At 69.9% G+C, this 26,184-nt stretch carries 16 protein-coding genes and 2 pseudogenes; 11 read left to right on the top strand and 7 right to left on the bottom strand.

Annotation, left to right across the window (positions count from 1 at the left end; translation table 11 throughout):
- Window positions 1–402 precede the first annotated feature (402 nt).
- Window positions 403–489: pseudogene (locus tag ACZOOI_RS07570) on the top strand (hypothetical protein); the annotation flags it as partial.
- Between the two features lie 289 nt (window positions 490–778).
- Here ACZOOI_RS07570 and ACZOOI_RS07565 read toward each other — a convergent pair.
- Window positions 779–1,270, bottom strand: coding sequence for a type II toxin-antitoxin system PemK/MazF family toxin (locus tag ACZOOI_RS07565; RefSeq protein ID WP_465281137.1), 492 nt, complete (start codon window positions 1,268–1,270; stop codon window positions 779–781).
- A 1,238-nt stretch (window positions 1,271–2,508) separates the two neighbouring features.
- On the bottom strand, window positions 2,509–4,719 hold the full coding sequence (locus ACZOOI_RS07560) for a protein kinase domain-containing protein (protein WP_465280021.1): 2,211 nt from the start codon (window positions 4,717–4,719) through the stop codon (window positions 2,509–2,511).
- A 1,646-nt stretch (window positions 4,720–6,365) separates the two neighbouring features.
- Between ACZOOI_RS07560 and ACZOOI_RS07555 the strand changes: the two genes are divergently transcribed.
- Entirely contained in the window at window positions 6,366–6,977 is a 612-nt protein-coding gene (locus tag ACZOOI_RS07555) for a hypothetical protein (protein ID WP_465280020.1), read from the top strand.
- Between the two features lie 795 nt (window positions 6,978–7,772).
- On the opposite strand, the gene ACZOOI_RS07550 is transcribed toward ACZOOI_RS07555, so the two are convergent.
- Complete coding sequence (locus ACZOOI_RS07550; RefSeq protein ID WP_465280019.1) at window positions 7,773–8,000, bottom strand: hypothetical protein; 228 nt, start codon at window positions 7,998–8,000, stop codon at window positions 7,773–7,775.
- A gap of 57 nt (window positions 8,001–8,057) precedes the next feature.
- Window positions 8,058–8,525: a hypothetical protein gene (locus tag ACZOOI_RS07545; RefSeq protein WP_465280018.1), complete on the bottom strand. Its 468-nt coding sequence runs from the start codon at window positions 8,523–8,525 to the stop codon at window positions 8,058–8,060.
- 284 nt (window positions 8,526–8,809) lie between these two features.
- On the opposite strand from ACZOOI_RS07545, the gene ACZOOI_RS07540 reads away from it, so the two are divergent.
- Window positions 8,810–9,517 (top strand): tectonin domain-containing protein, encoded by a 708-nt coding sequence (locus tag ACZOOI_RS07540; protein ID WP_465280017.1) that lies wholly within the window; start codon window positions 8,810–8,812, stop codon window positions 9,515–9,517.
- A 686-nt stretch (window positions 9,518–10,203) separates the two neighbouring features.
- On the opposite strand, the gene ACZOOI_RS07535 is transcribed toward ACZOOI_RS07540, so the two are convergent.
- Window positions 10,204–10,950 (bottom strand): DUF4389 domain-containing protein, encoded by a 747-nt coding sequence (locus ACZOOI_RS07535; protein WP_465280016.1) that lies wholly within the window; start codon window positions 10,948–10,950, stop codon window positions 10,204–10,206.
- Window positions 10,951–11,340: 390 nt separating this feature from the next.
- Between ACZOOI_RS07535 and ACZOOI_RS07530 the strand changes: the two genes are divergently transcribed.
- Window positions 11,341–12,762, top strand: coding sequence for a serine hydrolase domain-containing protein (locus ACZOOI_RS07530; protein ID WP_465280015.1), 1,422 nt, complete (start codon window positions 11,341–11,343; stop codon window positions 12,760–12,762).
- A gap of 637 nt (window positions 12,763–13,399) precedes the next feature.
- Window positions 13,400–13,570, top strand: a complete 171-nt coding sequence (locus ACZOOI_RS07525) for a DUF5670 family protein (RefSeq protein WP_020554947.1) — start codon at window positions 13,400–13,402, stop codon at window positions 13,568–13,570.
- 335 nt (window positions 13,571–13,905) lie between these two features.
- Here the strand turns inward: ACZOOI_RS07525 and ACZOOI_RS07520 are convergent, their stop codons facing one another.
- Both ACZOOI_RS07520 and ACZOOI_RS07515 read right to left on the bottom strand, forming a co-directional pair.
- Window positions 13,906–14,328, bottom strand: a complete 423-nt coding sequence (locus ACZOOI_RS07520) for an ATP-binding protein (protein WP_465280014.1) — start codon at window positions 14,326–14,328, stop codon at window positions 13,906–13,908.
- A gap of 724 nt (window positions 14,329–15,052) precedes the next feature.
- A complete protein-coding gene (locus ACZOOI_RS07515; RefSeq protein ID WP_465280013.1) occupies window positions 15,053–15,730 on the bottom strand; it encodes an FMN-dependent NADH-azoreductase in 678 nt (225 codons plus the stop codon).
- 270 nt (window positions 15,731–16,000) lie between these two features.
- Between ACZOOI_RS07515 and ACZOOI_RS07510 the strand changes: the two genes are divergently transcribed.
- The 6 genes and pseudogenes from ACZOOI_RS07510 to ACZOOI_RS07485 form a co-directional block, all read left to right on the top strand.
- Entirely contained in the window at window positions 16,001–16,882 is an 882-nt protein-coding gene (locus ACZOOI_RS07510) for a sigma-70 family RNA polymerase sigma factor (RefSeq protein WP_465280012.1), read from the top strand.
- Between the two features lie 1,263 nt (window positions 16,883–18,145).
- Window positions 18,146–18,676 (top strand): hypothetical protein, encoded by a 531-nt coding sequence (locus tag ACZOOI_RS07505; protein WP_465280011.1) that lies wholly within the window; start codon window positions 18,146–18,148, stop codon window positions 18,674–18,676.
- A gap of 254 nt (window positions 18,677–18,930) precedes the next feature.
- A complete protein-coding gene (locus tag ACZOOI_RS07500; protein ID WP_465280010.1) occupies window positions 18,931–19,578 on the top strand; it encodes a helix-turn-helix domain-containing protein in 648 nt (215 codons plus the stop codon).
- Between the two features lie 655 nt (window positions 19,579–20,233).
- Window positions 20,234–24,208 (top strand): Pls/PosA family non-ribosomal peptide synthetase, encoded by a 3,975-nt coding sequence (locus ACZOOI_RS07495; protein WP_465280009.1) that lies wholly within the window; start codon window positions 20,234–20,236, stop codon window positions 24,206–24,208.
- The gene (locus ACZOOI_RS07490; RefSeq protein ID WP_465280008.1) at window positions 24,196–25,608 is read left to right on the top strand and encodes a M1 family metallopeptidase; all 1,413 of its coding nucleotides are present in this window, start codon (window positions 24,196–24,198) and stop codon (window positions 25,606–25,608) included. Before ACZOOI_RS07495 ends, ACZOOI_RS07490 begins: the two co-directional genes overlap by 13 nt.
- A pseudogene (locus ACZOOI_RS07485) lies at window positions 25,569–25,883 on the top strand (BTAD domain-containing putative transcriptional regulator); the annotation flags it as partial. The gene ACZOOI_RS07490 and the pseudogene ACZOOI_RS07485, both read left to right, overlap by 40 nt.
- Window positions 25,884–26,184 lie beyond the last annotated feature (301 nt).

The following is a 26,184-nucleotide window of genomic DNA, read 5'->3' as shown; positions in this document are numbered from 1 at the left end:
TGCTGACACTCGTCGCCGACAAGGCCGCCGCGCAGACCATCAACATCGGCAGCGGACGAGCCACCTCGGTCCGCGACATCGCGGAGCTCATCGCCCGCCACTACCCGCGCCCGGATTTCTGCGCCCGAAACACGAGCCCGACCAACCCGGTCGGTTGTATAGGCATCCGGGTCGCCGGACACGCCCGCTGTCTCCCCCACCTCGACCCCGCCGACCGCACCGCCTATCTCGCGGGACTGAGTCCCGGCGCCGACATCAACCACAGCGGCACCACTTTCGACGGCCCCCTCCTGACCGAACTCCTCGACGCTCCGGGGCCCGAGCACCACCCGTTCCCGCTTCGGCACCGCCTGCTTCGACGGCGCGACGTTCTCCGCCGACGCCCGCTTCGGCGGCACGAAGTTCCACGGGCAAGCGTCGTTCGACGACACCCGATTCGTCGAACTTGCCATGTTCCACGGTGGCGCGGCGGGCCATCGGGCTACCTGACGGAGTCGTTCGACTCGGTGTGGTTGTTCGGCTCGATGCTGCGGATCCCGCGGAGCCGGCGGGCGAGGCCGTGGAGACCGGCTCCGAGGATCGCGCACGGGTGCCACGCCTCCACCAGCAGGGCGTGCAGGCCGTCGGTCGCGTCGATGTAGAGGGCGAAGGCACGCCGCCGACGAACTCACCCACGCGGTTGGCCCCAAGGGAAAGACGACGTATCAGTACGACGCCGACGGTAGTCAGACCGGCGTCGTACCACCGATCGGCCTCGGACCGAGCCCGCGGCGCCGAGTTAGCGAACGTTTCGGTGCACCTGGTGCCACACGGTCGGGGGAACGGGCCCCACACACCGACGGAAGTCGGACAGGGCGACGTAGCGGTGTTCGCGGGCATCCACGTAACTCGGGCGGCCCTGACGATCGTCGACGCTGCCCGGCGGAAGTGGGATCAGCCCCGAGGCCGCGGGGTGGTGCCTACTGGTGATCTTGGCGACCACTGCGGCATCGCCCTGTACGGACAACACCAGGCACGGCCGATCCTTGGCGCCCGTGCCCTCGGCGAAGGGCACCAGTGCCCACCAGACCTCGCCCGGCCACGGCAGTTCGGGAGCCCACTCCCGGGGGCGAGGCGACGGGATCGGCGTCCGTCCCCAAGGACCGGCCGAACGGCCCGGCGCCCCGCTCCAGGGGCGGGTCGGTGGCCCGGATATGCGCCACCGAAGGCGCGACCGGCCCGTTTCACCCCGCAGCCACCGTCGGATCTCGCGAAAGGTGAATCTGACCATCAAGATCATCGCTCCCGCATACAAGAACATGCCCACAACGGTCATCACCCGGGCACCTCCTCACCAGGCCGAGTCTGACCGTATCGCGACCAGGGCCCGGGATCCCCGAACAAGACGCGATGTCCGACCGAGCGGGTCGGCTGCTTGTCGTGTCGTCTCAAGTCAATGGCTAACTCTCCAGCCGACAAGGCACGTCCGCCGGCTTCTCGGCGAGCTCGGTGGACAGCGCCGGACGGCGAATGGTCATCGGGACCATGTCTGCCAACATGCCCGGCCGCAACTACTGCGGAGGCGCCGGCGGGGCGGTCAAGTGGAAGGAGTGCGCGTCGGGCATTGCCGTCGTCGATTTGGTAGCCGGCACCGTGGGCGTAGTTCCGGACCGCACACTCGGCTGCTGGTGTGGCAGCAGCCTGAGAGGAGCCGTACCGCTGCAAGGCTTCGCGGATATCCCAATGCGGGTCGTGCGTGAGACATGAACAGGCTTGTGGCGATCTAGACGTTGGCGAGGTATCGGGATTGTGTGGAGGTCCATGCCCGGGGCCATCGTCTGGATTGAGGTCCGGTTCGCCCGGCTCGTCGGTCAGTGGGACTGCACCTTCCGACATCATCGTCGGGGTGGGGTCGTTGATCCTTGCCGCCGCGCATGTGGGCGCCTTACCCATGGAGTACGCCGCCGACCGGTGACGCGTAGAACAAGCGAGTTCGGTGAGCTGGTTCCGAGCGTGATCACGTGGTGTCCACGAAGCCGATCTGGTTGGGACGCGGCGGACCCCGCAGGCTGCGAGGCGACGACTTCGGCCCTCGAAGGAGCAGCACCGTGCCCACCACGCTCGGGACTCATCGGCAGCGGCGTGATCGGCACATCCGTCGCCGGTGGCCTTATGGCAGTCTTCAACGACGTGCGGCCCCGAGGCACTCGCCGCTCTCGTCGACGAGTTGGGCCCGCAGGCGCGGGCCGCGACGCCGGCTGAGGGAGCCGACCCGCTCCTTGCGTTCACACAGTTCCCCCGCCGACGCCTCGACCGGCGAGAGCGTGTTCGACGATGCCCGTGTAGACCAGACCCAACTCGACGAGGTCCCCGAGAGGCGTCGAGGACTTCCCGCTCCGGACGTTCCGGAGCCTTGGCAGCTCGTCGCTGCTGGCCGGGGCTGCAAGCTCGTCGACGCGGCGACCCGCCGGTCCGGCGGTGGCGCGGAGCTTCCGAACGCGGGCGCCCCTTCGTTTTCGGCTCGACCCGCTACAGCCAGTTGCCGGGGCCATCCGACAGCAGAGAGCCCCAAATGTCCACGACGTCGGCCGGCGCGGGGCGCGCCGCGGGGTCTCGGTCGAGACAGGCGCCGACCACCGGGCCGAGGGCCGGGTCGAGGTGGTCGAGGTCCGGGCCGGTCGTCGTAATCCGGAACATCGTGGCTTCGAACGTGGACGCCATGTACGGATTGCGGCCGGTGGCGGCGAAGGCGACCACCAATCCCAGGTTGAAGACGTCGGACGCCGTGGTCGGGGCGCCGCCCTTGATGCATTCCGGTGCCATGTAGCCCATGGACCCGACCACATGGCCCGTGTGCGTGAGCTGGCTGTGGCCGGCGAGTGTCGAAATGCCGAAGTCGATGACCCGCGGCCCCTGTTCGGTGATCAGGACGTTCGAGGGCTTGAGATCCCGATGCACGACGTTGACGGAATGGATGTCGATGAGCGCCTCGGCCATCGCCACACCGAGCCGCAGCGCCATTGGCCCGGCCATCGGGCCGCGTTCGTCGACGTAACTGTCGAGCCCAGGGCCGTCGATGAACTGCGTCGCATACCAAGGGACTTCGGCGTCCATATCGGCGGCGACGACCTGCACCGTGAAGAGGCTTCGGACGGCCCGCGACGCAGCGACCTCGCGTGCGAACCGGGCCCGCATGTCGGGGACGTCCACGCACAGATGCGGGTGCATGCGCTTGACCGCGACCTCGACCCCGGACGCGCTCCGGGCAAGGAACACTTGCCCCATACCGCCTGCGGCGATCGGGCGGACGACGCGATAGGGGCCGAAGCGCTCCGGGACCGCCGGGGAGGGTAGTCGCCGCTCCTGAACCGGGTGTGCGGTGTGGCGGGCGAACTCCTTCGACGGAGCGGGCCCCGGATGCGCCGTTCCCGGAAGCTCCACGCGTCGCGCGTAGGGCTCACGCAGCTTCGCCAACGCAGCTCGAACGTCCGGCGCGGCCAAATCGACCGGCCGAGCCCGAGGCGTCCGGGACGGCGAGGCCGGCGGCTCCCCTTCGGTGGACAGCTCCGGGCGCGGATTCGTCGCCGAGGTGAGTATCGACAAGTCGAGGTTCGTCGTGGTCGTGTCGGTCGGCGCTTCCGGGCCCGGCCCGCGCGATTCGGGCATGCTTGCCTCGCGCAGCATGACCAGTCGATCCCACAGGTCATGCCACATCGCCTGATCACCATTGCAGGCGGACACCCATGCTTGCACGGCATGCCGGGTCGGCAGGGTGCGGCCGCGGGCCGTCTTACGCACCACGGATTCGGCCAGGCCGACGCGTTCGGCGATCTGTGCGTGCGTCAGGTCGGCAGCACGGCGCAACTCCTCCAGCGCGTCACAGAACGCGCGCAGATAGGCGTCGGGTCCGAGCGTGGAACCGCCCGTCCTGCGTGCACCGCTACGCGTGCCGGTCCCGCTACCGCTCCTTCGACCGGCGCCCGTGCCCGAAGCTGTACTCGTGCGTGGTGGTGGCCCGGGCGGGGGCGACGTTCGGGACCCGTTGCACTCCCCGGATGGGCCTGCATCGGAGTCCTGCGGCGCGCTGGGGCGGCGGCCGGACAATGCCAGTGCCTCCCAGGCCGCGACCCGCGCCCACGCGGCCTGCCAGCGTCCCATCTCCCGGGGGGCGACGCCACAGACGCGCGCGTACGTCTCGTAGACAGCCAGCGATGGCAGCGCCTTGCCACGGAGGATTCCGCTCACCGTGCTCGGCGGTAGGTCGACGCCGTCCAACAGCCGGGCCCGCGCGGCCATCGTGCGCAACGACGGTTTTCCGGCGAACGCCCTCTGCACATGCATGAGTTCGACTAGGTCCGCAGCATCGCGCACCCGGTCTGCCGTGGGCAACAGCGTGTCCAGGCGCGACTCTTCGATCGCAGCAGCACGGTCATTTGTCGGAACGCATCGGAGTTCGGCTACCGAGACGGGCCCCATCGTTACCGCTGCCGCCCCGTCCCAACGGGAGCGCCAAGCGGTGAGGTTGCCGCCGCACGCGAGCACGAAGGCCTCGGTCACACTCCATGACGGCAGCGATCTGCCGGACGCTGCCTCGCACAACGCGGCGCTGGAGCGCCCGCCAATGTCCGCCATCGCCCGGTAGGGCAGCCGCCCCGACCGGTCACGAAGCTCACGCAGTGATCGCGCGAACTCCGTGACCGGGTCGTGTGCGTCGGGCAACGGTGCCTCGCGTCGGCCCATCGCAACCAGTCCTCGCTCTTGGCTCAGGCGGGACTGGCGGCGGCACGTACCGCACGGTTGCGGGGCGCCCATGTGCGCCCGTACCGCGCAGCGGTCGCGACGGCTGCGGACACGGTGGCCGAGGCCACTGCCGGGTCGAGCCCCACGAGTACCAGAAGCGGAATCATGAGGAGGATCACGACCACCACGGCGATTTGCGGCAGGCGCCGGCGATGGTGTCTCAGCGGTGGGCCGCCGAGGGGCGACGGTTCGGGATTGACGTGCACAGGCATTTTCCATCACCTCGTGGCTCGTTCGATTGTCCGGACGGACTCGGCCGACTGCTGCCGCCGAGCGCCTGCCAGCGCTGTGGAGACGGGCCGAGAGGTCCAGAGTCCGCGCAGGACGACCAGGTTGTCCAGCGCCGTTCCGGGCCGCCGAAGCAGTTTCCACGAACGGAATCTGACACCAAGTCAGGTATTTGTTCGATCGACGTTCATGAGCGTTCACACGTGTGCGGCGAAGGATGTCCGAACACCCGAGGGTCCCTCGGATCCGCCCGGATGCTTCGGTGCCACCGCAGGTCAGTACACCGATCCGGTGCGTCGTTGTTCAGACGCCGTGCGGCGTTGTGCGGAACGCTTGCCATGGCGTACGTCAAGTCGTTCACTGGTGTTCGAGAGCCCCCAAGGCTCCATCACGCGCCTCGACTCCCGTCCGGACGATAGACGTGACCTGAGATTTTTCCGCTGCCACGGAAAAGTCTCACTATGTAAGACGCACGGCAATATCGCCGCGCCCCGAGTTGGAAGCAACGCCGTTCAGTTAGGGCTTGCCAAGAGACAACCGATTCTTCCCGAACGGCTCCGGGAGACCTGAAGTGGTCCTGGTGGCGATGTTTGGGCGTTCTTCCCGCTCTGGACTTCGGGCCGGGTCATGTTGGGACGGGCCGGCCGGAAGGCAGGGGGCCCGAGCGTGGAGTGGGTCTCGATCCGCGGCTGCAACCCGCGCTGTTGGCGCCGGCCGAGGGGTTCCGCAAGGTCGACCGACTGCGTATCCGCGCCGGCGATCCGGTCCACACATCCCAATCGGCGATGAGGCCACCCGCCGAACACTTCGGACGGTTCTGTCGGCATAGCCATCACAGCGGCACGTGCGTGCAAGCCATGCCCGAAGGACGGAACCCGATCGGCACGCTACGAAACGAGCTTCGGGTTCGTCACCACTACGACGGCGGGACCACCCAAAAGGCTGGTCCCGCGCCCCCTCACGGTGTGATGCGCCCCGGAAGAGCCCCGGGGCGCATCATAGAAACCTCCGACCAGTGCACGCATTTGCGCGTACGGCTCTCCGTATGAAATACGTGGCTGGAGGGCATCTGCGGCCAGCCCACCGCAGCCGGGGCGGTCGGGGCGGGGTGTATGGCGGCTCATGGCCCGCTTCCCGCAGCAACCACGGCCATGGACGCAGCCACCGGACGCTACTCCCGGTCGCGATGCCCAGGCATCCGGACTCGCCGGAGGCACGAACGACCGGCCATCGACACACAGAACTCCCAGGGCGGCTCCGCCCTGGCATCCATGTACGTCGACCAACGCGTCCTCGACAACGACGGCATCGTCGTCATCATCGATCCATGACACCCCACTCGAGCCACGGAGGTCGGGATGAGTGAACCGACGACTTCCGCCCGAGACGACGTCCCGGTGGACCACCATCAGTTCATGCTGGGCGACACCGGATTTCCGCCGTTCGCAGGGACGGAACCCTACGTCGGCCTGGTCGGGGTCGACACCGGCATCGCCATGATCTACACGGGCGCGGCAGCGGGCAGCGTGAGACTTCAGATACAACTCCACGAACACGTTCCCCCGCTCGACGTCACCTCCTGGGACGAGGTCGCGGAAGTCTCACTTTCCGTACCCAACGGACGCCTGGTCGTCTCGGGGCTCACCGCGAGCGCCCCCGACACCTTCCCCGTCTTGTCCCCCCAGGGCCCGGGGACGTATCGCCTCAGGATCCACGCCCGCGGCCGGGACATCGCTCCGGACCTACTCGCACGAGCCTCCCAGGAGGACTACCTCGTGTGCGTATGGCCCGCTCCCCACCAGGAGCCGGTGACGCACAAGATCACCGACTCCTACGGAGCCGCGCTCAGGAGCGTCCCCCACCAGCCGCCTCCTGCTGGAGGCCCGTCCGAGGCCCAACGCAGACGGGCGGAAATCGAAGCGCGGCTGCGTGGAGCCGGCACCGAAACAACCCCACGCTCGCCTGAGTGAGATTGCCGAACTCCCTCCCGTTGGCGGCCGTTGCCGTCCTCGGCAGGCGGCGCGCGCGACCGGGATCGAAAGCCGGATCCTCGCGGAGGTATGGGAGGCGGCCCACGTCGCCTCCCATACCGGTGAAGGCGCGCGCAGGTCGTTGTGACACAGCCGGGTCACTCGGCACAAGAATCGGCGTCGCGGTCACACGCGAAGCTTCGGCACCGGGAGGGGAGAAGAGTTGGGTTCGATTCGCGCCTCGGCGCCTCGTTGCTTCTCCGGCGCCGAAGGAGCGTGGCCTCGCTTCCCTCGGAATTGGTGACGTGTTGCCGTCCGGATCGCGACCCCTGCGACCCGGTGCCCACTCATCTCGACCGTGAGCCCGAGCCCCTATTCCGTAGCGGGCCGCGCCCGTGAGATCGCAATCAGACGAGTAACTGCGGCCCTCTCTCCGGCGAAGTACCGGGGATCGAGGGCCGTTTGCATGCCGTGGGAAATGTGGTGCCTGCGGTTTCTCGCCAGCCGCCCCACCTGGGCTGAAGCGCCGCCAGGCTGTGGGTCGCGAACCGGGGCGGCTTCAACTGGAGCCGTAGTGGGGCCGGAAGACATCAGCAACATCCGGTAGGACAAGGCAAGACCGGGAAAGATAGCCGCCCCGATGCCGCGCTGACCAGGGAAGATCCCGTAAGACCAGGCAACATCGGGGCGGATACGTGAAGTGGGCTTTCCTCTTACAAAGCAGGGGTCGACAGTTCGAGTCTGTCTGTGCCCACCCGATATGAAGCCCAGGTCGGCTCGCTGACTTGGGCTTTTTCACGCCCTGGGTCGATACTCGCGCCGGCAGGGGCCCTCGATGTAGGCGGGCACGCTGCCGTTGGTGGTGTTGACGTCGAACGTGGCCGCGCGGGCGGCGAGCGGGCCCGGGGCGGTGGGGGTGCCGCTGGTCGCGAGGGTGAAGGCGCGGGACCGGTCGTTCGGGGCGCGGTCGGCCGGGGTGGTGCGGACGTGGTCGAAGTGTCCGGGTCCGGTGCGGGGGAGCACGCGGGATGCCTGGGTCCGGCGGACGGTCCGCGTTTGCCGGATGTGGTAGCGGCTGATTCACGCGGTCGTCGCTTCCAGGTAGGTGTCCACGTCGGCGCGTTGGCGTCGGTCAGCCCCAACTCCCCACACACGGCGGGTCTTGCGGGCGAGCGGACGGTACTGCGCGCAGCGCCGGTCGACCTCGTGGCGGGCGGTGGTGATGGCTTGGGCACGGGTGCGTTCGAGGGTGGGGACGATGTTGTCCATGTCGCCGGGGGTAGCGCGCAGTCGGTTGATCGCCTCGTGGGGGTGGGCGGCGAAGTGGTACTCCCATTCGTGAGCCACTCGCACTGCCCAGGCGGGCGACGTGCCGTCGAGGTCGCGGTGCCACGCGTCCGGGGACGGGCAGTCGCCGACCAGGTCCGGGCGGCGCACCCACTCCGGGGTGTGGCGCCTGGCGCCGTCGAGGTCCGGTGGGGCGGGAAGGTCGAACTCGACGTCCCGCGGGATGTGATCCTTCGGAATCGGTGGTCGATCGTTGCCCACCGAACGGTGCCCGGCCGCCCGACGCTGATCGGAAAGCTCACGCGCGGTGTCTCGGGGGACGCACGGGTGGGCCCGGGTGGCCAGTCCCTCGTTCGTGGGACGGGGCTTTCGGCCAAACCGCGCCCGGTACCACTTGGCGTGGCGACTCGTGTACCTGGAGTGATCGTACGGAGGCGGACGGACCCGGGGTGAGCGTTCCGGCCATTCGACGGTCGGACCGTTTGGTCGGGGTGTGCGCTCCGCAGGTATCCGGTGAACGTCCGTCGTCAAGGGGAGGGTTCGGCATGGCCGATTGGAAGACGATCACCGGCAGTTTCACGGCGATCTCGGTGGGGTCGCGCACGATCGTGTGGGGTTTGGACTCCGCCGGGAGCATCTACCGGTTCACCAACGACGACAACAACCCGTGGGTGAAGATCCCCGGGGTCCTCAGCGATATCGGGGCCGCGGCCGACGGCACCGTGTGGGGGGTCAACGCCGGGAACGAGATCTTCCGCTACATCGGCGACCGCGAGACCGCGAACCACTGGGTCAAGATCCCCGGCAGCCTGGTGCGCATCTCCGCGGGGTCGCGGACCGCCGTGTGGGGCTTGGACTCGGCCGGCTCCATCTACCGGTACACCAACGACGACAAGAACCCCTGGGTGAAGATCCCCGGCGTCCTCAGCGACATCGGCGTCGCCGCCGACGGCACCGTGTGGGGGGTCAACAAGGGCAACGAGATCTTCCGCTACATCGGCGACCAGGACGCGTCGACGAACCACTGGGTCAAGATCACCGGAAGCCTGGTCCGGATCTCCGCCGGATCCCGCAGCAACGTGTGGGGCCTGGACTCCGCCGGCAGCGTCTACCGGTTCACCAATCACGACGCCAACCCCTGGGTGAAGATCCCCGGAACTCTGAGCGACATCGGCGCCGGCATCGACGGCAACGTGTGGGGGGTCAACGCCGGGAACGTGATCTTCCGCTACACCGGAGACCAACTCGGCTAAGGCATGTCTTCAATCCCTGTCGGGCTCCGCAGCGTCCGGTGCCCTGCATCGGCGTATCGGAGAAGCAGGTGCGTAGTGGTTCCATTCGTCTGTTTCTACGGTGTGGCGAGGTGCGGTGTCGGGCGTCGTGGTGCTCGGCGGGGGATTGAAGACACGCCCCAGACGTACACCCCCCTGCACGCGAGGCGCGGCCCGGCAGGGTCGACGACGTGGACTACGTCGGCATGATGAGGCCACGCGGTGGGCGTGGGCGAAGTCGCGGGGCTGACGCCGCGTCACGCGGAACGACCGGGTGTGGGAGCGCGGTCGTGAGCGAACCGCGCTCCCACACCCGTAGGTCCGGGTCCTGGCCGTTACGCACAACCGTGTCAGGTCACGGGCGCTCCAACGGCCCCGGTGGTGGTCCCGACCCTTGCTGCTCCGGCTGCGAACTCGGTGACGGACGTTGGTGTCGGGGGCGGCATGCGCCCCGCTGCCGCCCTTACCGCCCTTACCGCCCTTACCGCGCTTACCGCGTCACCTTCCGGTCGACGGCTGATAGCTCATGTCCTGGTCCGTGTTGACGAGGTCCGAGTCCGTGGGTACGACGTTGAAGCCGTTGGTGGGGACGTGGCCGATGAGGCTGATCGAGTGACCGGCTTAGCCGGCTCGGGTGGGCACCAGGGCGTAGGCGCGGGCGAGTTCCGTCAGGGGGGCGGATGCCTGGCCGGGCTGCGTGGCTGCGACGTGCTCAGCTTCGCGGCTGATGGCGCGCAGGAGTCGGTCGCGGGCTTCGGTGGCGGCGGTGGGTGCCTCGGGCGCGCTGGTTGGGGTTCTGCGCCGCCCGGGTCGAGACGGAACGGTGGGTACGCGTCGGTCATGAGGGCCTCGTAGGCGACCACGCGCAGCACCCAGCGGTCGAGGCCGATCACCAATGCGTAGATGCCCCGGGGATAGCGGCCGGTGAACAGCAACGCGATGCCCGCGAACAGAACCAGCGCGGGGATGAGCCCGCCCCAACGCCACGCACCGGCGGTGAAGATCCCGACCAGGACGAGCTGTGGAAGGACCAGCAGCCACCACTTGACCAACACCAGCCCGCGCGAGAGGCGTTGGGGGTAGACGATGTCGAATCGCGCCGGGTAGTCGGGGTGTTCGGCGAGGGTGAAAGGCGGATAGCGATCGGTGCCCAACCCGCCGTACCCGTAGTACCAAACGCGCCAGGTCCAACGCAGGACACCGACGTTGAAGTCGAACAGCGGGCGTGGATACCGGGCGGTGAACAGGATCGCGAAGAACGCCACGATACTGACCGCGAAAAAGGCGATCCACAGGAAGAACAGCACGATCGCGTGCGGGATCAGCAGGAGCCACTTCACCACCCACAGCCAGCGGGACGGTTCCGCTTCGAGCCTGGCCTCCAGCCGGACGGGCTGGGTCATTGCGGCGTACATCTGACCTCCTCGACGGCGGATACGCTCCGTAAACGTCGATCCCCGGCTTTCGCAACCCTTCCGCGCCGCTGCCTCGACCCCACGACGACCGGGAGCCGCCGATCGCTTCCTCAGCCCGTCGGGGCCGGGGCGACCCTTGGGTTTGGTCGTCGCCTCCTGCGCCCCCGTCTTTCCATGATCCTGCGGGGCGGCACAGAGCGCAGGAGATGAGGTTCCGGTGCACGGGCATGCGGACGGCCCCGGCAGGGGGTTGGCAGCCGGCAGCCGGCAGTGCAGGCTTCACGGACGGCGTCCCTTCGGATGCTGTCGGAATTCTCCAAGACCGCGATTGTCCGGTGATGACAACGTGCGCACGTCCTCCGTCTCTCCTCCGTTTCAGGGAGGCGCGCCATGCGCCGCACGTACGTCACCCGTCTCCGCAGACCCGGTCCGCTGCGCCGCGGCATGGTCGCCGCCGCTGCCTGCGCTGCCGTGCTCGTCGCGACCACCGGAGTGCCTGTCCAGGCCACCACCCCGCCCGGCGGCGACCACCAGCGTGTGCTCGACGCGATGCGCCTGATCACCAACGATGTGAGCACCGGGCACGGCTCCGATCAGATCCCCGGCATGATCGTCCGCACCGAGATCGACGGCGTGCAGTGGACCGGCTCGGTGGACAACCACGCGGCGCCGGCCACCCGTCAGGTCGACGCCAAGTTCCGGGCGGCGAGCAACACCAAGATGTTCACCGCCGTCGTGATCATGCAGCTGGTGCATGAGCAGAAGCTCAAGCTCACCGACGACGTGTACAGCATCCTCGGGCCGATTCTGAACGCCAACGGCCGCCAGGGCTGCCGGCTGTTCGGCCCCTGCTTCGCCCCCTCGACCGACCCGGCGAAGCAGATCACCGTGCAGAACCTGCTCAACATGAGCAGCGGCGTGGCGGACTACCTGGCCGACCTGTCCTTCCAGGCAAACGCGGCCGTGACGTTCCCGAATACGTCGTACCCGAACCCGGCCGACCTGGTGGCCGAAGGCGCGGTCAACGGCCCGCAGTTCGCGCCCGGCAAGGGCATGGAGTACTCCAACACCAACTACGCGCTGCTCGGCTTGATCATCGCCGCCAAGACGAACATGTCGTGGGAGGACGCACTCACCGAGCGCGTCATCAACCGCATCGGCCTGACCAACACGACACTGCCGCGCAACGGCGACCCGGTCCTGCCCGCGCCGCACGACGCGCACTGGACCAACTTCCTGAAGCAGCGAATCGGCGGCGTCTGGCTGGGCAGACCGGCCGGCGACCAGAACGTCACCTACACATACGGCACCGGCGCGGTCGTCTCGACCACCGGCGACCTGCTGAAGTTCATGAAGGCGCTGCTGACCACGGAGACGCTGCTGCCGTCCACCTTCCGCGATCGGATGATCGCGGAGGCGAGCTTCAACACCAACCCGGCGGGCATCAAGGTGCCCGAACTCGGCTGTGCGCGCACCGACCGCTGGCAGGAGTGCATCCCGAACCCGGCACTGAGCAACGTGCAGTCGCCGAACGACGCCACCGCGCCCACCAATTGGTACGCCAATCCCAGCTGGAAGATCGGCATCGCCGAGTACGGCCTGGGCATCACCAAGCGCACGCTGACCTGCGGCGACGGCAGCAAGCAGGTGCTGTACGGGCACAACGGCGGGCTGCCCGGCTCCAAGACCTACACGTACTCCAACGCCGATGCGACGCACATGATCTCGTGGAACCAGAGCGGTGACTGGGAGATGTGGGAGCTGTACAACCAGTACGGCGTGCTGGCTGCGGAGTTCTGCCCGGCTGGGTAGCGAATCGGTGCTTCGCCACCGGGAGTTCGGCGAGGCAATTCGGCGAGGAAATTCGGTAAAGGAATTCCGTAAGGCAGTACGGTAAGGAAAGGCGGCAAGGCGATGCGGCGGCGGCCGCGCGGGTTATCCGCTCGCGCGGTCGCCGTCGGCGTGCTGGTCGGCGGTATGGCGGCTTATCCGGCCTTGAATGGGCGAGGGGGTATTTCGCGACGACGGCGGACCGCGTCTCTGGGCCGGCGATCCGATCCGGGCCGTCGCAGCCGGCGATGAGATTGGCCGCGGAACGCCTCGGGCGGTCGCCCAACTATCGAAGCGGATACGTGATGGGAGCTTTCCTGCTCGTGAGGCAGGGGCTCTCGGTCGTCGGGGAGGCGGCGGTGAGGGGGGCGCGTTGGTGACAGTGGGAGGGTCGAGTGCTCGGCTCGCGCGATGTGGGGTCTCTGCTGCTGGACGGATGTGCCGCGTGGGTCGGCGGCCTGGAACTGGGGGCGGGGCGGCCGATGCGTTCGTGGCGGCCGCGACGGTCTCGCGTCCATGAACGGCGACGACTTCTTTCCGGAAATGCTGCCGGTAAACCGTCATGTTTCGAGGCATGTACTTGAAAAGGTGGGGCACACGTGGGGTGGAGGTAAAAACAATGATTCCGCTTCTGGTTGTCCTGCTTCTTGCCCTGATTCTTTTCGGTGCCGGTTTCGCACTGAAAGCACTGTGGTGGATTGCTGTCATCGTGCTGATCGTCTGGGCACTCGGCTTCGTCTTCCGCTCGGCCGGTAGTGGCGGTGGTCGTGGCCGCTGGTACCGCTGGTAGAAATGCCGAACGACGGCGGCACGTTACGTGATGAGGCCGTGGCCCGACCCGGGAAAGCGGGTCGGGCCACGGCCTCTTTGCCTTCTGGAAGGGCCCCCGGGCTACGCGCCGTGTGGGCGGAGGGGGCGACTTGAGATCTCGGAGATCTCGGAGATCACGGGTGATGTTGAGGTCCCAGGTGATGGTCGCTGCGCGTCGATCGTGGGGCCGCGTCACCCAAGCGCCGGTTTCACCGGCTGCACCGGCCGGGGCGGATTTGCGTCAACCCTGCGGAGTCGCAGGGTTGTTCGTTCCCGGACTCTGTGGTGAGTCAAGGGATCAGCGCGCGCCGCCCGTCATGGGGTGTCGTGGGGGTTGGGGTGGCCGGGCGGGTAGAAGCAGGCGCTGATGGCCTTGCCGTGTCTGCTCGAGCGCATGTGCAATTCGTCGGCGACGGCGTCGACGATGGTCAACCCGCGACCGGACGGCGTCGTCGTGTCGGTCTCCTGCGGCTTGGGGGTGCCCGGGCCGCTGTCGCTGACGTAGACGTTCAGGCATCGGTTGTCCCATGCCAGCACCAGTTGCGCCGTGCTGTGGGCATGGACGTGGGCGTTCGTGATCAACTCCGAGACGGTCAGGATGACATCGTCCACGGTCTCGCTAGCTTCCTTGGTCCAGTCCAAGGACGCGAGATGTTCTCGGGCCCAGCGCCTCCCGGCCTCGACTCCGCCACTGACGGGGAAGGCTTTCGCCCACCCCACTGCTCGTATGTCGGCCATGGAATCCTCTCCGTTCCGCCCACCCCTGCCGAGAGCGCCTACCCGCCTGCGCGCGGATCACCCGGCCGGGTTGGGGCCGCTTTCGGAGTTATCGTCCCGTCTCGCCTCCGCTCCCCGCGGTGACCCGATGGGCCGCGTACGGCCCGTAGTTCTCGACTGCGGCGCGCAACTTACGCTCGCCTCCGAGGTCTGATGAGGCATCAGCAGTACGGCGGAGCGGTTCGGAGCATTCGCCTCGGGGCGGTCTGTGGGTAATAGGCCGCCAGTTCGTCGATCGGGGCGTGGCCGGCTTGGCGTTGAGGGTTTGCGCGTCTTCGTGGCGGCGTTGGCGTTCGCCGGGTGAGGCGAGGTGAGGTGAGGTGCAGTGCGGTGCGTTCGAGCAGTGGCACCTTTGGTGGTCTGGTCGTAACAGGCCCATAAGCTAGGGGAGTTCGGGGCGTAGTTGTTGGCGAAGTTCTTGCCGCCCTATGACGACTTGCAATTCCGCAGGACGCCGAGCTCAGCGTGATCCGGGTCGGCGGCCCCTCTCGTTGCCGGCGGGCGGTTGCGATCGGCTCCCCACGCCGCCGCGGCACGGGGAGTGACCTCGGTCGACCGCGCCCGTGCGGTCCGCCGACCCGGGTCGCCGGTAGCCCCGGTACGCCGACGGCGCGAAGGCCGCGAAGGCCGCAAGGGGTACGGCGGCCGGGCCGGCGGGCCGGGCGCGGCCCCGTGGGTGCGACGGTCAGGCGGGTGTGGGCGTCCGGGGCTTCGGGGCGGTGCGGAGGCGTTCGGCGATGGTGCGGGCCTGGTCGGTCGCCCTGTCCCGGGCCTCGGCGAGGAGGCGGTGGGCGAGCGGCCTGAGTTCGGCCATTGCCGGGTTGACGTCGGCCGCGGTGAGTTCGGCCCTGACGGTGACCACGTCCAGGCCCCAGACGTCGGCGAGCATGCGGTGCATGTACGGCGTGGCGTGGTCCCAGCCGGCTCGCGGGGTCCCGGGGGCGTAGCCGCCGCCCCGGGCCTCGACCAGCACCGCGGGTCGGTTCGGCAGGATCCGCCGACCGACGTCGGCGGCTCGCGGGTCGGTGATGATCAGGTCGATCCAGTGCTTGACCTGCTGTGGGACGCCGAAGTTGTAGATCGGCACGGCGAGCAGATACGCGTCGCAGGCGAGCAATTCGTCGGTGAGTTCGGCGGCGAACGCGGTCGCGGCGCGCTGTTCGTCGGTCCGGGCATGTTCCTCGGTGGCCCGGCTCGCCTCGGCGACCGGCCAGATCGCCGGTAGCGGCCGACGGCCCAGGTCGCGGCGGACGAACTCGGCGTCCGGGTGGGCGCGGGCCCACTCGGCCTCGACGAGGTCGGCGAGGCTGCGGCTGACCGAGTCCTCGATTCGGATGCTGGAGTCGAGGCGGAAGAACTTCATCGGGCTTCTCCTTAGGTACGGATCGGACGACGGTGGCGCCGATCGGGCAGCACGGGGTGCCGCGCGGACCGTTTCGGTGCCGCCGGTGCGGGTTGGGCGGGTTGGTGGGCCGCGGCGATGGGGGCCGGGCGGGTGCGGCCCGGGGGTGGGTGCGATGCGGCGACGGTAAAGTCGTGGGTCGGCCCCTGGTTTTTCGTTGTCCCCCTGCGGTCGGCGTCGTGCGGAGTGGTTCGTCTCCCCTTTGACTGATGCCTGACGGAAAAGGTGACCATGAACGGACACGAGGGCTTGGCGACGCGTTTCGAGGCGCACCGTGACCACCTGCGCGGGGTCGCCTACCGGATGCTCGGCTCGCTGGACGATGCGGACGACGCCGTACAGGCCGCCTGGCTGCGGGTCGATCGGGCGGGTGTGGACGGGGTCGAGAACCTGGCCGGGTGGTTGACCACCGTGGTCGCGCGGGTGTGCCTGGACATGTTGCGGATCCGGCGGACCCGGGGCGAGGAATCCCTGACGTCGATCCCGGACGCGGTGCTGGAACGGTCGGGCGGGATCGAACCCGAGCAGGAGGCGGTGTTGGCCGAGTCCGTGGGCCAGGCCCTGCTGGTGGTGTTGGACCGGCTCACCCCCGCCGAGCGGGTCGCCTTCGTACTGCACGACCTGTTCGCCGTCCCGTTCGCCGAGATCGCCCCGGTCGTGGGGCGGTCGTCGGTGACGAGCAAGAAGTTGGCCAGCCGGGCGCGGGAGCGCGTACGCGGGGTGGCGACCGTCGACGACGCCGACCTCGCCGAACACTACGGCGTGGTCGACGCGTTCCTGGCGGCCGCGCGCGGAGGCGACCTGGACACCCTGCTTCGGGTGCTGGCGCCGGATGTGGTCCGGCAGGTCGACCGGTTCGCGGTGCCGGACGGGGCCGACCACGACGTGCGGGGTGCGCGGGCGGTGGCCGAGGAGACCCGAGTGTTCGCGTACCGGGCCAGGGTGGGCGAGGTGGCCCTGGTGGACGGCAGGCCGGGCATCGTGATCGCCCCGAGCGGACGGCTGTTCGCGGCGCTTCGGCTGACCTTCGCGGCCGGGCGGATCACCCGGATCGAGGTGATCGCAGACCCGACACGCCTGAAGGGTCTCCCCTTGGCGGCGCGGCGGCCGTGAGCCGGGGTGGGGCGGACGGCGCGGCGGGCCTGAGCCGGGACGGGGCCGGCGGGACATGAGACCGCAGGCAGTGCGGCGTGCCTGAGTGGGGATGGGACCGGCGACGATGGCAGTCCGGCCGGTCTGCCCGGGGGAGCGGACGTCGGCGAGGGCCGGGGGAGCACAGCTTGCCCCGAATTACCGCGTCGGTCGGGCGAGCGGCGCAGCCTTGGCTCTGTCATTGGTCCCGTTCACCGAGGTGTCGGGGTTCCTGGGTGGGACCGGCGACGACGGACGCCGGGTTGGTGCGGGCTGTGCGACGGCTGTCGAACCGTAGCCGAGCAGATGGCGAGGCCCACCGCCCGGCCGTGGCGTCGGCCGTGGCGTCGGTCGGGGCGGACAGCCCGAGCGGGTGGGACCGGCGGAGGACGACCGGTGGGTCGGCGTGCCCGAAGGCTCGGACGTCGGCCCGGGGCCGGGCACGGAGACGGTGTCCGCCACGCCGCATCGCATCGCGCCAGGTCGGCCACGCCCCTTTCGCCCACACGCTTCCGCCCTCAGGTTTTACGTGTCTCGGACTCCCCGCGCCCAGGTCTGACGAGGAGCAATTCGCCGCCCCGCACCAACACAGAATGGGGCGCCCCGGACGACGAGGAGAGTCCTGGAGCCGCCCCTCGCCCGAGGAGTCTCGCTTTACCAGGCAGGCAGGGCGAGCACAGGACGAGCATGTGCTTGCCGCCGGGTCGGCGGGACAGGCTGAGTTCGGCTGCTTCCTGGACATGGTTGAGCGTGTAGGTACGGGCGACCGGTATGACGAAGACGCCTTCGCCGGCGAGCCGGGGCGAACTCGTCCATCCGGTCATGGCGGATCTCGGTGGTGATTCGGACGCCCAGCTCGGCCGTGGCGGCGAAGTCCGAGACGGTGAGGACACGGTCGGGATCCCCGGTCGGCTCGATCAAGGTCGGTAGCGAGCCGCCGGCGGGGTTGGTCGGCGCGGTCCACCCGGCCTCCGGTCGGCGCCGTGTCCAGGGCGCGGTCGACGCGGCCTCCGGCCGGTGCGCCGACGCGTTCGGCCAGTGCCCTCACCGTAGGCCGTCACCTGGGCACCGATCTCATCCCGGGCGGCGGACCGAGTCGGCCCGGCGGTGGCGATCACCCGAATCGGCTGTGGCGGATATTTCGTGAAGTACATGGTGGCGGTGGGGGCGACAGTTGGCTCATGCTTGATCGCCGGCGCTCGGCGCCCGGGGCCCGGGCCCGGGCAGACCTTGAGGGGGTCAGGGGTGGTGGTCAGCGAGCTGGTGCGTGCGGAGCTGCGACGCGTCGATTGGGCGTCGCTGGAGTGTGGCTGCGGTGCTTCTGCCGAGCATGTGCCTCTTCTCTTCGAGGCGATCATCACTGCCGAGACCCCCCAGGACATGATCGGATGCACCCTCGATGGTCATGTCGAGGAAAGCACGATCATCTTCGAGTGCACTCCGCCGGCGGTCGGCGTGATCATGGCCGCGCTGGCGGGCGATCTTTCGACACTGGCCCGAGGCGTGCTGCTGCAGACGTTGTCGTTCGTGGCCGCCGGTTCCGGTGACGACGGGCCGACCGGGGAAGGTGCGGGTCTGGGCCACGCAAGCGGGCACCATGCGCTTGAGGGGTTCTGGAGGCTTGTCGAGATCGGGCTCACCGGAACTGCGGAAGACGCCGAAACGGTGGCCGACATCTGTGAGTACTTCGGGCTGGGCGGCGACAAGACCGCCTTCTATCAGGCCGAGCTTCGCGCGCGTATGCACGCGAAGACCAAGCGCGGGCGAAGCATCTGATGCTGTGAAGATCAGGGTGGTTGGGCGAGGACGAGGGTTCGTAAGAGTGCGAAGGAAGCCCGGCCGGATGACCGGCATTTGATCAGTTGATACGCGTGACCTGCCCCTAAAGAACTAGGGCTGGGGCGGAAATTTCGTGACGGTCACTTGACGCTGTCGTACCCGGCCTGGCCTCCCGTGGCTGTCGATCGGGCCGACCGGGTGGGTGTGGCAGGGCCACCTTGCCGGTGCCGCCTGCTCGTACGTTGGTGGCAATGCACACGAACCGGCTGAGCGATTTCCTGCCGGTCCGGCGCGCGCTGGTGCGTCCCGAGGATCACGGGATGCCTGCGGGGGTGCGCCGTACTCCCGGTCTGCGACGCGAGGAGATCGCGGTCCTCGCCGGGGTGAGCACCGACTACTACGTACGGTTGGAACAGGGACGCGAACGCAATCCCTCGTCCCAGGTCCTGCGGGCCCTGGCGGCTGCCCTGCTCTTGAAGGACGAGGAAGCCGCCTACCTGCGCGCGCTGGTCGATCCGCCGCAACTTCGGCGCTTCGAGCCCGTCCGGGAGTACGCAGGCCCGCACCTGGTGGCCCTGCTGGACACGTGGGCGGACACACCGGCTCTGGTCTACGGCCGGTACCTCGACCTGTTGGCCGTCAACTCCCTCGGTGAGGCTCTCTTCTCGTGGCTCGGCAACGATTCCAGTCTGATCACAGCGATGTTCCTCAACCCGACCGCCCGGGACTTCTACCGCGACTGGGCCGTCATCTCGACTCCCTCAGGGCCACGTTCGACGGCTGGCGGGAGGTCACTCTCAGCACCGACTTCCTCTCGCGGCAGGCCGCAGGCTGAGGGCGTGCATCACCCGTCCCGGGTGGCAGACCGAGAACACGCCCCGATCGCGCTGAGCGTGTAGCGGTGTTGACACAGCCCGTGTACGTCGGCGTGCCGTTGACGCGTGCGGGGCGGCCGGGAGCCGGTTGCCGGGCGGATCCGAACGGCGCGGTGGGCGGGGTGCGGGGCCTGGGGGGAGATACGTGGGTGTGGATGCGGAGGGCGGGGTGGGCGCGGGCGGTGGGCGCGATAGGCGCGGAAGGCACGAGGTCGCAGGCGTGGCACGCGCGGCGCTCGCGCTACGCGGAGATCCGTCGGCGCATGTGCCGAGGGGCGTCGGCGGGGGATAGGGGTCTGTGCGGTCCGGGAGGGCGTCATCCGTCCGGCGGAGTCGGTTGGGCGGGGTGGTTGGGGCGGGCTTACGGTGTTGTGTGGGTCACAGGAGTGAGTGGTGGTGTCTACGGCGGGTTCTGGGCTGACGGTGCGTCAAGAGGCTTGGTTTCAGGGGGTCGTGGGATCTGACTGGTCGTCAATTCATATATGACGGTGCGTCAGATCCCTTTGCCGTAAAGGCAGTTGATCGCATCGTGGGTCGTCGTTGTATGTCGAAGAGAGCTAGTGTCGGTCGGGTTGCCACGCTCCAGAAGCGACCCGGCCGGCCAGGGACCGGGGACGCGACACCTCCCCGGGAGCCTTCCAAGCGGGCCGTAGCGGGGACCAGGGATGATGAGGACCTCATGGCCATCGCGCTACCAGTACGAGCCTCGGACGATCCGTCCGGCACAGGCACAGCCACGGAAACAAGAAGCACCGGCACGGAAGAAACCACCGGCAAAAGCCCCGGCGAAAGCCCCGGCCCCGGCACGGTCACCGCATCGACCACCCCGGCCCCCGCCGTCTACCCCGGGCGCCCCGCCCCCGCGCCGCGCACCCTCGTGGACATCCTGGACGCCACCGTCCGGAATCACCCGAACGAGCCCGCCCTCGACGACGGCCGGCGGACGCTGACGTACCGCGCCCTGGCCGCCGAGGTGGAGGCGCTGCGCCGCCGGCTGGCCGATGCCGGGGTCGGCGTCGGGGACCGGGTCGGCATCCGGGTGCCGTCCGGCAGCAACGACCTGTACATCGCCATCCTCGCCGTGCTGGCCGCCGGCGCCGCCTACGTCCCGGTGGATGCCGAGGACCCCGACGAGCGGGCCGACCTGGTGTTCGGCGAGGCCGGCGTATGCGCCGTGCTCGGTGCCGAGCGCGCGTTGCGCGTCATCCGGGACGGCGCGCCCGTGGCGCCCGGCCGACCCGGCCCCGGCGACGACGCCTGGATCATCTTCACGTCCGGCTCCACCGGCAAGCCCAAGGGCGTCGCGGTGACCCACCGCAACGCGGCCGCCTTCGTGGACGCCGAGGCGGGCCTGTTCCTCCGGGAGGAGCCGCTCGGCCCCGGCGACCGGGTGATGGCGGGCCTGTCGGTGGCCTTCGACGCGTCCTGCGAGGAGATGTGGCTGGCCTGGCGGTATGGCGCGTGCCTGGTCACCGTGCCCCGCTCGCGGGTGCGCTCCGGCGCCGACCTGGGGCCGTGGCTGGCCGAGCAGGAGATCACCGTGGTCTCCACGGTGCCCACGCTCGCCGCGCTGTGGCCGACCGAGGCGCTCCTGGACGTGCGGCTGCTGATCTTCGGTGGCGAGGCATGCCCGCCCGAGCTGGTGGAGCGCGTGGTCGCCGAGGGCCGCGAGGTGTGGAACACCTACGGCCCGACCGAGGCGACCGTGGTCGCCTGTGCATCGCTGCTCACCGGCGAGGGCCCGGTCCGGATCGGGCTGCCCCTGGACGGCTGGGAACTGGCCGTGGTCGACCCCGACGGTCGACCTGTCGCGATGGGCGGGACCGGCGAGCTGGTGATCGGCGGCGTCGGCCTGGCCCGCTACCTGGATCCGGCCAAGGACGCGGAGAAGTACGCGCCGCTGGAGTCGATGGGCTGGGAGCGCGCCTACCGCAGCGGCGACGTGGTGCGTGCCGACGCCGACGGCCTGGTCTTCGTCGGCCGCGGCGACGAGCAGATCAAGCTCGGCGGCCGGCGGATCGAACTCGGCGAGATCGACGCGGCGCTGCAGGCCCTGCCCGGCGTGGTGGGCGCCGCCGCGGCGGTGCGCACCGTCAAGGGCGGCAACCAGCTCCTGGTCGGCTACCTGGTGACCGGGGAGGGTTGGGACCGCGAGGAAGCGGTCCGCCGGTTGCGGGCCGAGCTGCCCGCGGCCCTGGTACCCCGGCTCGCCCCGGTGGCCGACCTGCCCACCCGTACCTCCGGCAAGGTCGACCGGGACGCGCTGCCATGGCCGCTCGCGGACGCGGAGGACGCCGGGCCCACCGAGCAGCTCTACGGCACCGAGGCCTGGCTCGCCGAGCAGTGGACCGACGTGCTCGGCGTCGCTCCGGAGACCGCGCAGGACGACTTCTTCGCGATCGGCGGCAACAGCCTGGCCGCGGCCCGACTGACCACGCTGCTGCGCGAGCGCTACCCGGCCGCCGCGGTCGCGGACATCTACCAGCAGCCCACGCTGCGCAAACTGGCCCGGCGCCTGGAGCGCTCGGCCCAGGGCGCGGGCGCGGTGCGCAAGGTGGCGCCCACCCCCACCCGGGCGCGGATCGCCCAGTTGCTCCTGCTGGTCCCGCTGTTCACCCTGATCGGACTGCGCTGGACGGTCGGCCTGCTCGCGCTGGGCAACGTCGCCGCGTGGTTCGGCGACCACCCGTGGGCGCCGACCGCGTCGTGGTGGTGGGTCGCGGCCGGCTGGGCCGTGCTGTTCAGCCCGCCCGGCCGGGTGGCGATCGCCGCCGGCGGCGCCCGGTTGTTGCTGCGCGGGGTGCGCCCGGGCACGTATCCGCGCGGTGGCGGCGTGCACATCCGGCTGTGGGCGGCCGAACAACTGGCCGACGCCAGTGGTGCGACCGCGCTGTCCGGGGCCTGGTTGCTGCGCTATGCCCGCGTGCTCGGCGCCAAGGTCGGCCAGGACGTCGACCTGCACACCCTGCCGCCGGTCACCGGCCTGCTCAAGCTCGGCCGAGGCTGCGCGGTGGAGGCCGAGGTGGACCTGTCCGGCCACTGGCTGGACGGCGACCGGCTGGAGATCGGCGCGATAAAGGTCGGCGCGGGCGCGATCGTGGGCACCCGCAGCACGCTCTTCCCCGGCGCTCGGATCGGCCGCTCCGCCGAGGTGGCGGCCGGTTCCGCGGTGACCGGCAACGTGCCGCCGAGCCGCCGCTGGGGCGGGGTGCCGGCGGTTCGACTCGGCAAGGTCGACCGGGGCCGGTTCGGCGCGCGTCCGCCGCGCAGCAGGCGCTGGGCGGTGCTGTACGGCGCGAGCGGGTTGTTGCCGACGCTTCTGCCGGTCCTGGCCGTGCTGCCGGTACTGCCGATCCTGGGCGCGTTCGTGCGGCCCGGCGACGGCCTCGGCGCGGCGCTCACCGGCGCGATGCTCGCCCTGGTGCCGGCGGTGGCCGCGTTCGCGCTGGTCTACGCGCTGTCGATCGTGCTTTTGGTGCGGGTGCTCAGCCTGGGTCTGCGGCCCGGCTACCACCCGCTGCACGGGCGGATCGGCTGGCAGGCGTGGACCGTCACCCAGCTGATGGACCTGGCCCGGGACAAGCTGTTCCCGCTGTACGCGAGCCTGTTCACGCCGGTGTGGCTGCGTGCGCTCGGGATGAAGGTGGGCAAGGGCGTCGAGGCCTCCACCGTGCTGGCGCTGCCGAGCCTGACCACGGTCGGCGACGGCGCGTTCCTGGCCGACGACACGCTGATCGCCTCCTACGAACTCGGCGGCGGGTGGATGCGGATCGGCGAGGCCCGGATCGGCGAGCGGGCCTTCCTGGGCAACTCGGGGATGACCGCGCCGGGCCGCTCGGTGCCCGCCCGCGGCCTGGTCGGCGTGTTGTCCGCGACGCCGAAGAAGACCAAGAAGGGCGGCTCGTACCTGGGCATGCCGCCGATGCGACTGCCGCGCTCGGCGGACGTCGCGGACCAGGGCGTGACCTACGACCCGCCCGCCCGGCTGCGCTGGGCCCGCGGCCTGGTCGAGCTGTGCCGCGCGGTACCGGTGTTGTGCTCGGCGGCGCTGGCCCTGCTCACCCTGGCCGCCCTGGCCTGGCTGGGCGCACACTCGCTGATCCTGGCCGCGCTGCTGTCCGGCGTGGTCCTGCTCGGCTGCGGCGTGCTCGCGTGTGTCGTGTCGATCGCGGCCAAGTGGATCCTGGTCGGCCGGTTCGAGCCGGTCGAGCACCCGCTGTGGAGCGGCTTCGTGTGGCGCAACGAACTCGCCGACACCTTCGTCGAGGTGCTGGCCGTGCCGTGGCTGATCGGCCGGGTGCCCGGTACGTCGGTGCTGAACGTGTGGCTGCGCGGGCTCGGGGCGTCCATCGGCCGTGGCGTGTGGTGCGAGAGCTACTGGCTGCCGGAGGCGGACCTGGTCACCCTGGAGGATGCGGTGAGCGTGGGGCACGGCTGCGTGCTCCAGACGCATCTCTTCCACGACCGGATCATGCGGATGGATACTGTGATTCTTCGCGAGGGCGCCACCCTGGGCCCGCGCGGGATCGTGCTGCCGGGCAGCACGATCGGGGCACGCAGCACGCTGGGTCCCGCCTCGCTGGTGATGCGCGGCGAGACGGTCCCGGAGGACACCGGCTGGCTGGGCAATCCGATCGAGGCATGGCGACGGTAATGCGTTTCGAGGCGGCGTCGCAGGACACGGCCCGTCCCGCGACGGTGGGCGCGACGGGGACGGAGCACGAAACGGTGATCGACCAGGGGCCGCGCTCGGCCGCGGGGGAGGCGTACTTCGCCACGCACGGTGATTCGCGCTATCGCGTGCATCGCTACGAGCTGGCCCTGGACTACCGCCCCGGCCCCAATCGGCTGGCCGGCACCGCCCGGATCGGCGCGGTGGCCGGCGATCGACCGCTCCAGGAAGTCGTGCTCGACCTGGGCGAGTTCCGGATCGGCCGGGTGCTGGTGGACGGCCGCGCGGTGCGCTACGCGCACCGCGCGGGCAAGCTGCGGGTGCGGCCGGGGGCGACGATCCGTGCGCGGGCCGCGTTCACCGTCGAGGTGCACTACGTCGGCAATCCCAAGCCGGTGCGCAGCCCGTGGGGCGGGGTGGGCTGGGAGGAGTTGACCGACGGCTCGCTGGTGGCCGGTCAGCCGATCGGGGCGCCGTCCTGGTACCCGTGCAACGACCGGCCCGACGACAAGGCGGCGTACCAGATCTCGGTCACCGCGCCGTCGGCGTACACCGTGGCGGTCAGCGGCGGGTTGCTCACCCGCAGCACCCGGGGCAGCACGTCCACGTGGGTCTACGAGCAGCCCGCGCCCACCGCGAGCTATCTGGTCAGCGTCTCGATCGGCCGCTACGACACGATCGGGCCGCTGGAACCGCACGCGCGGGTGCCGCAGTTCGCGCACGTGCCGGCCCGGCTGCTACCGCGCTTCCTGGTCGACTTCGCCCGGCAACCGGAGATGATGACGCTCTTCGAGGAGTTGTTCGGACCGTATCCGTTCGGCGAGTACACCGTGGTTGTCACCGACGACGACCTCGACATCCCGATCGAGGCCCAGGGACTGGCCACCTTCGGAGCGAACCACGTGGACGGCGTGCGCGGCTTCGAACGGCTGGTCGCGCACGAGTTGGCGCACCAGTGGTTCGGCAACAGCGTCGGACTCGCGGACTGGCGGCACATCTGGCTCAACGAGGGCTTCGCGCGCTACGCGGAGTGGTTGTGGGCCGAGCGCTCAGGCGGGCGCACGGCCGCCGCGCAGGCCGCCGTCGAGCACTCCCGACTGGGCGGCTTGGCGCAGGACCTGTTGCTCGGTTCGCCGCGGCCGAAGCTGATCTTCGACGACCGGATCTACGCCCGCGGCGCGTTGACCGTGCACGCGGTGCGGTGTGCGCTGGGCGACTCGGCGTTCTTCACGATGTTGCGCGACTGGACCACATTGCACCGGCACGGCGTGGTGACCACCCAGGATTTCACCGCGCACGCGCAACTTTATGCGCCCATGCCGCTGGGGCCGGTGTTCGACGGGTGGCTGTACCGCGAGGAGTTGCCGCCGGTGCCGGTTTGACCGGCTTCGGAAAAGACTCGGGCGGTGGCTCCGGTCGATCCGCCGGCCACGCCGGCCCCGACCCGGTCCAGGCTGCCCGAAGTCGGCGGGAACAGGCCGGAACTCCCGTTGACGGATGGGAATTTCCCGTCGTGGCCGCCAACGACGGTCCGTGGCTCGGGGAGGCGCGCATACGGGCGCTGGAGGCTCGGATCGAGGCCGACATCGAACTCGGCCTGCATACGTGCCTGGTGCCCGAGCTGACCGCGCTGGTGCAGAGCCACCCGGTGCGCGAGCGCATGCGACGGGCACCGCGCGCGAGACGATCGCCTTGCGCAGCTTGCCGTTGGCGATGTCGCGGACCACGGCGGCGACCGCGTCCCGGTAGGCGTCGGCACCGATCTCGTCGACCGATACCGGCGCGACGCCCACCCGGATCGGTCGGGGGCGCCGGGGCGGACGTGTCGCCGGTCCGCGCGGGGCCTGGGGCGGGTGGGTCGGCAGGGCCCCGACACGGCCTCGTCTCGGTGCGGCATACGGTGCCGGGAGGCCGGCAACGTGGTGCTGCACACCCGCGAGGGCGGTTTTCCGGCAACC

The organism is Embleya sp. L77 (genome assembly GCF_055557415.1).
Note: the sequence above shows the minus strand (reverse complement) of the source record. Positions and strands in the feature narration are given on the sequence as shown.

Coding starts and splice junctions, on each gene's coding strand:
- ACZOOI_RS07560 (WP_465280021.1), bottom strand. CDS start 4,719: ATGGGCCGACGCGAGGCACCGTTGCCCGACGCACACGACCCGGTCACG.
- ACZOOI_RS07515 (WP_465280013.1), bottom strand. CDS start 15,730: ATGAAGTTCTTCCGCCTCGACTCCAGCATCCGAATCGAGGACTCGGTC.
- ACZOOI_RS07535 (WP_465280016.1), bottom strand. CDS start 10,950: ATGTACGCCGCAATGACCCAGCCCGTCCGGCTGGAGGCCAGGCTCGAA.
- ACZOOI_RS07555 (WP_465280020.1), top strand. CDS start 6,366: ATGAGTGAACCGACGACTTCCGCCCGAGACGACGTCCCGGTGGACCAC.
- ACZOOI_RS07565 (WP_465281137.1), bottom strand. CDS start 1,270: ATGGTCAGATTCACCTTTCGCGAGATCCGACGGTGGCTGCGGGGTGAA.
- ACZOOI_RS07525 (WP_020554947.1), top strand. CDS start 13,400: ATGATTCCGCTTCTGGTTGTCCTGCTTCTTGCCCTGATTCTTTTCGGT.
- ACZOOI_RS07500 (WP_465280010.1), top strand. CDS start 18,931: ATGCACACGAACCGGCTGAGCGATTTCCTGCCGGTCCGGCGCGCGCTG.
- ACZOOI_RS07490 (WP_465280008.1), top strand. CDS start 24,196: ATGGCGACGGTAATGCGTTTCGAGGCGGCGTCGCAGGACACGGCCCGT.
- ACZOOI_RS07530 (WP_465280015.1), top strand. CDS start 11,341: ATGCGCCGCACGTACGTCACCCGTCTCCGCAGACCCGGTCCGCTGCGC.
- ACZOOI_RS07540 (WP_465280017.1), top strand. CDS start 8,810: ATGGCCGATTGGAAGACGATCACCGGCAGTTTCACGGCGATCTCGGTG.
- ACZOOI_RS07510 (WP_465280012.1), top strand. CDS start 16,001: ATGAACGGACACGAGGGCTTGGCGACGCGTTTCGAGGCGCACCGTGAC.
- ACZOOI_RS07495 (WP_465280009.1), top strand. CDS start 20,234: ATGGCCATCGCGCTACCAGTACGAGCCTCGGACGATCCGTCCGGCACA.
- ACZOOI_RS07520 (WP_465280014.1), bottom strand. CDS start 14,328: ATGGCCGACATACGAGCAGTGGGGTGGGCGAAAGCCTTCCCCGTCAGT.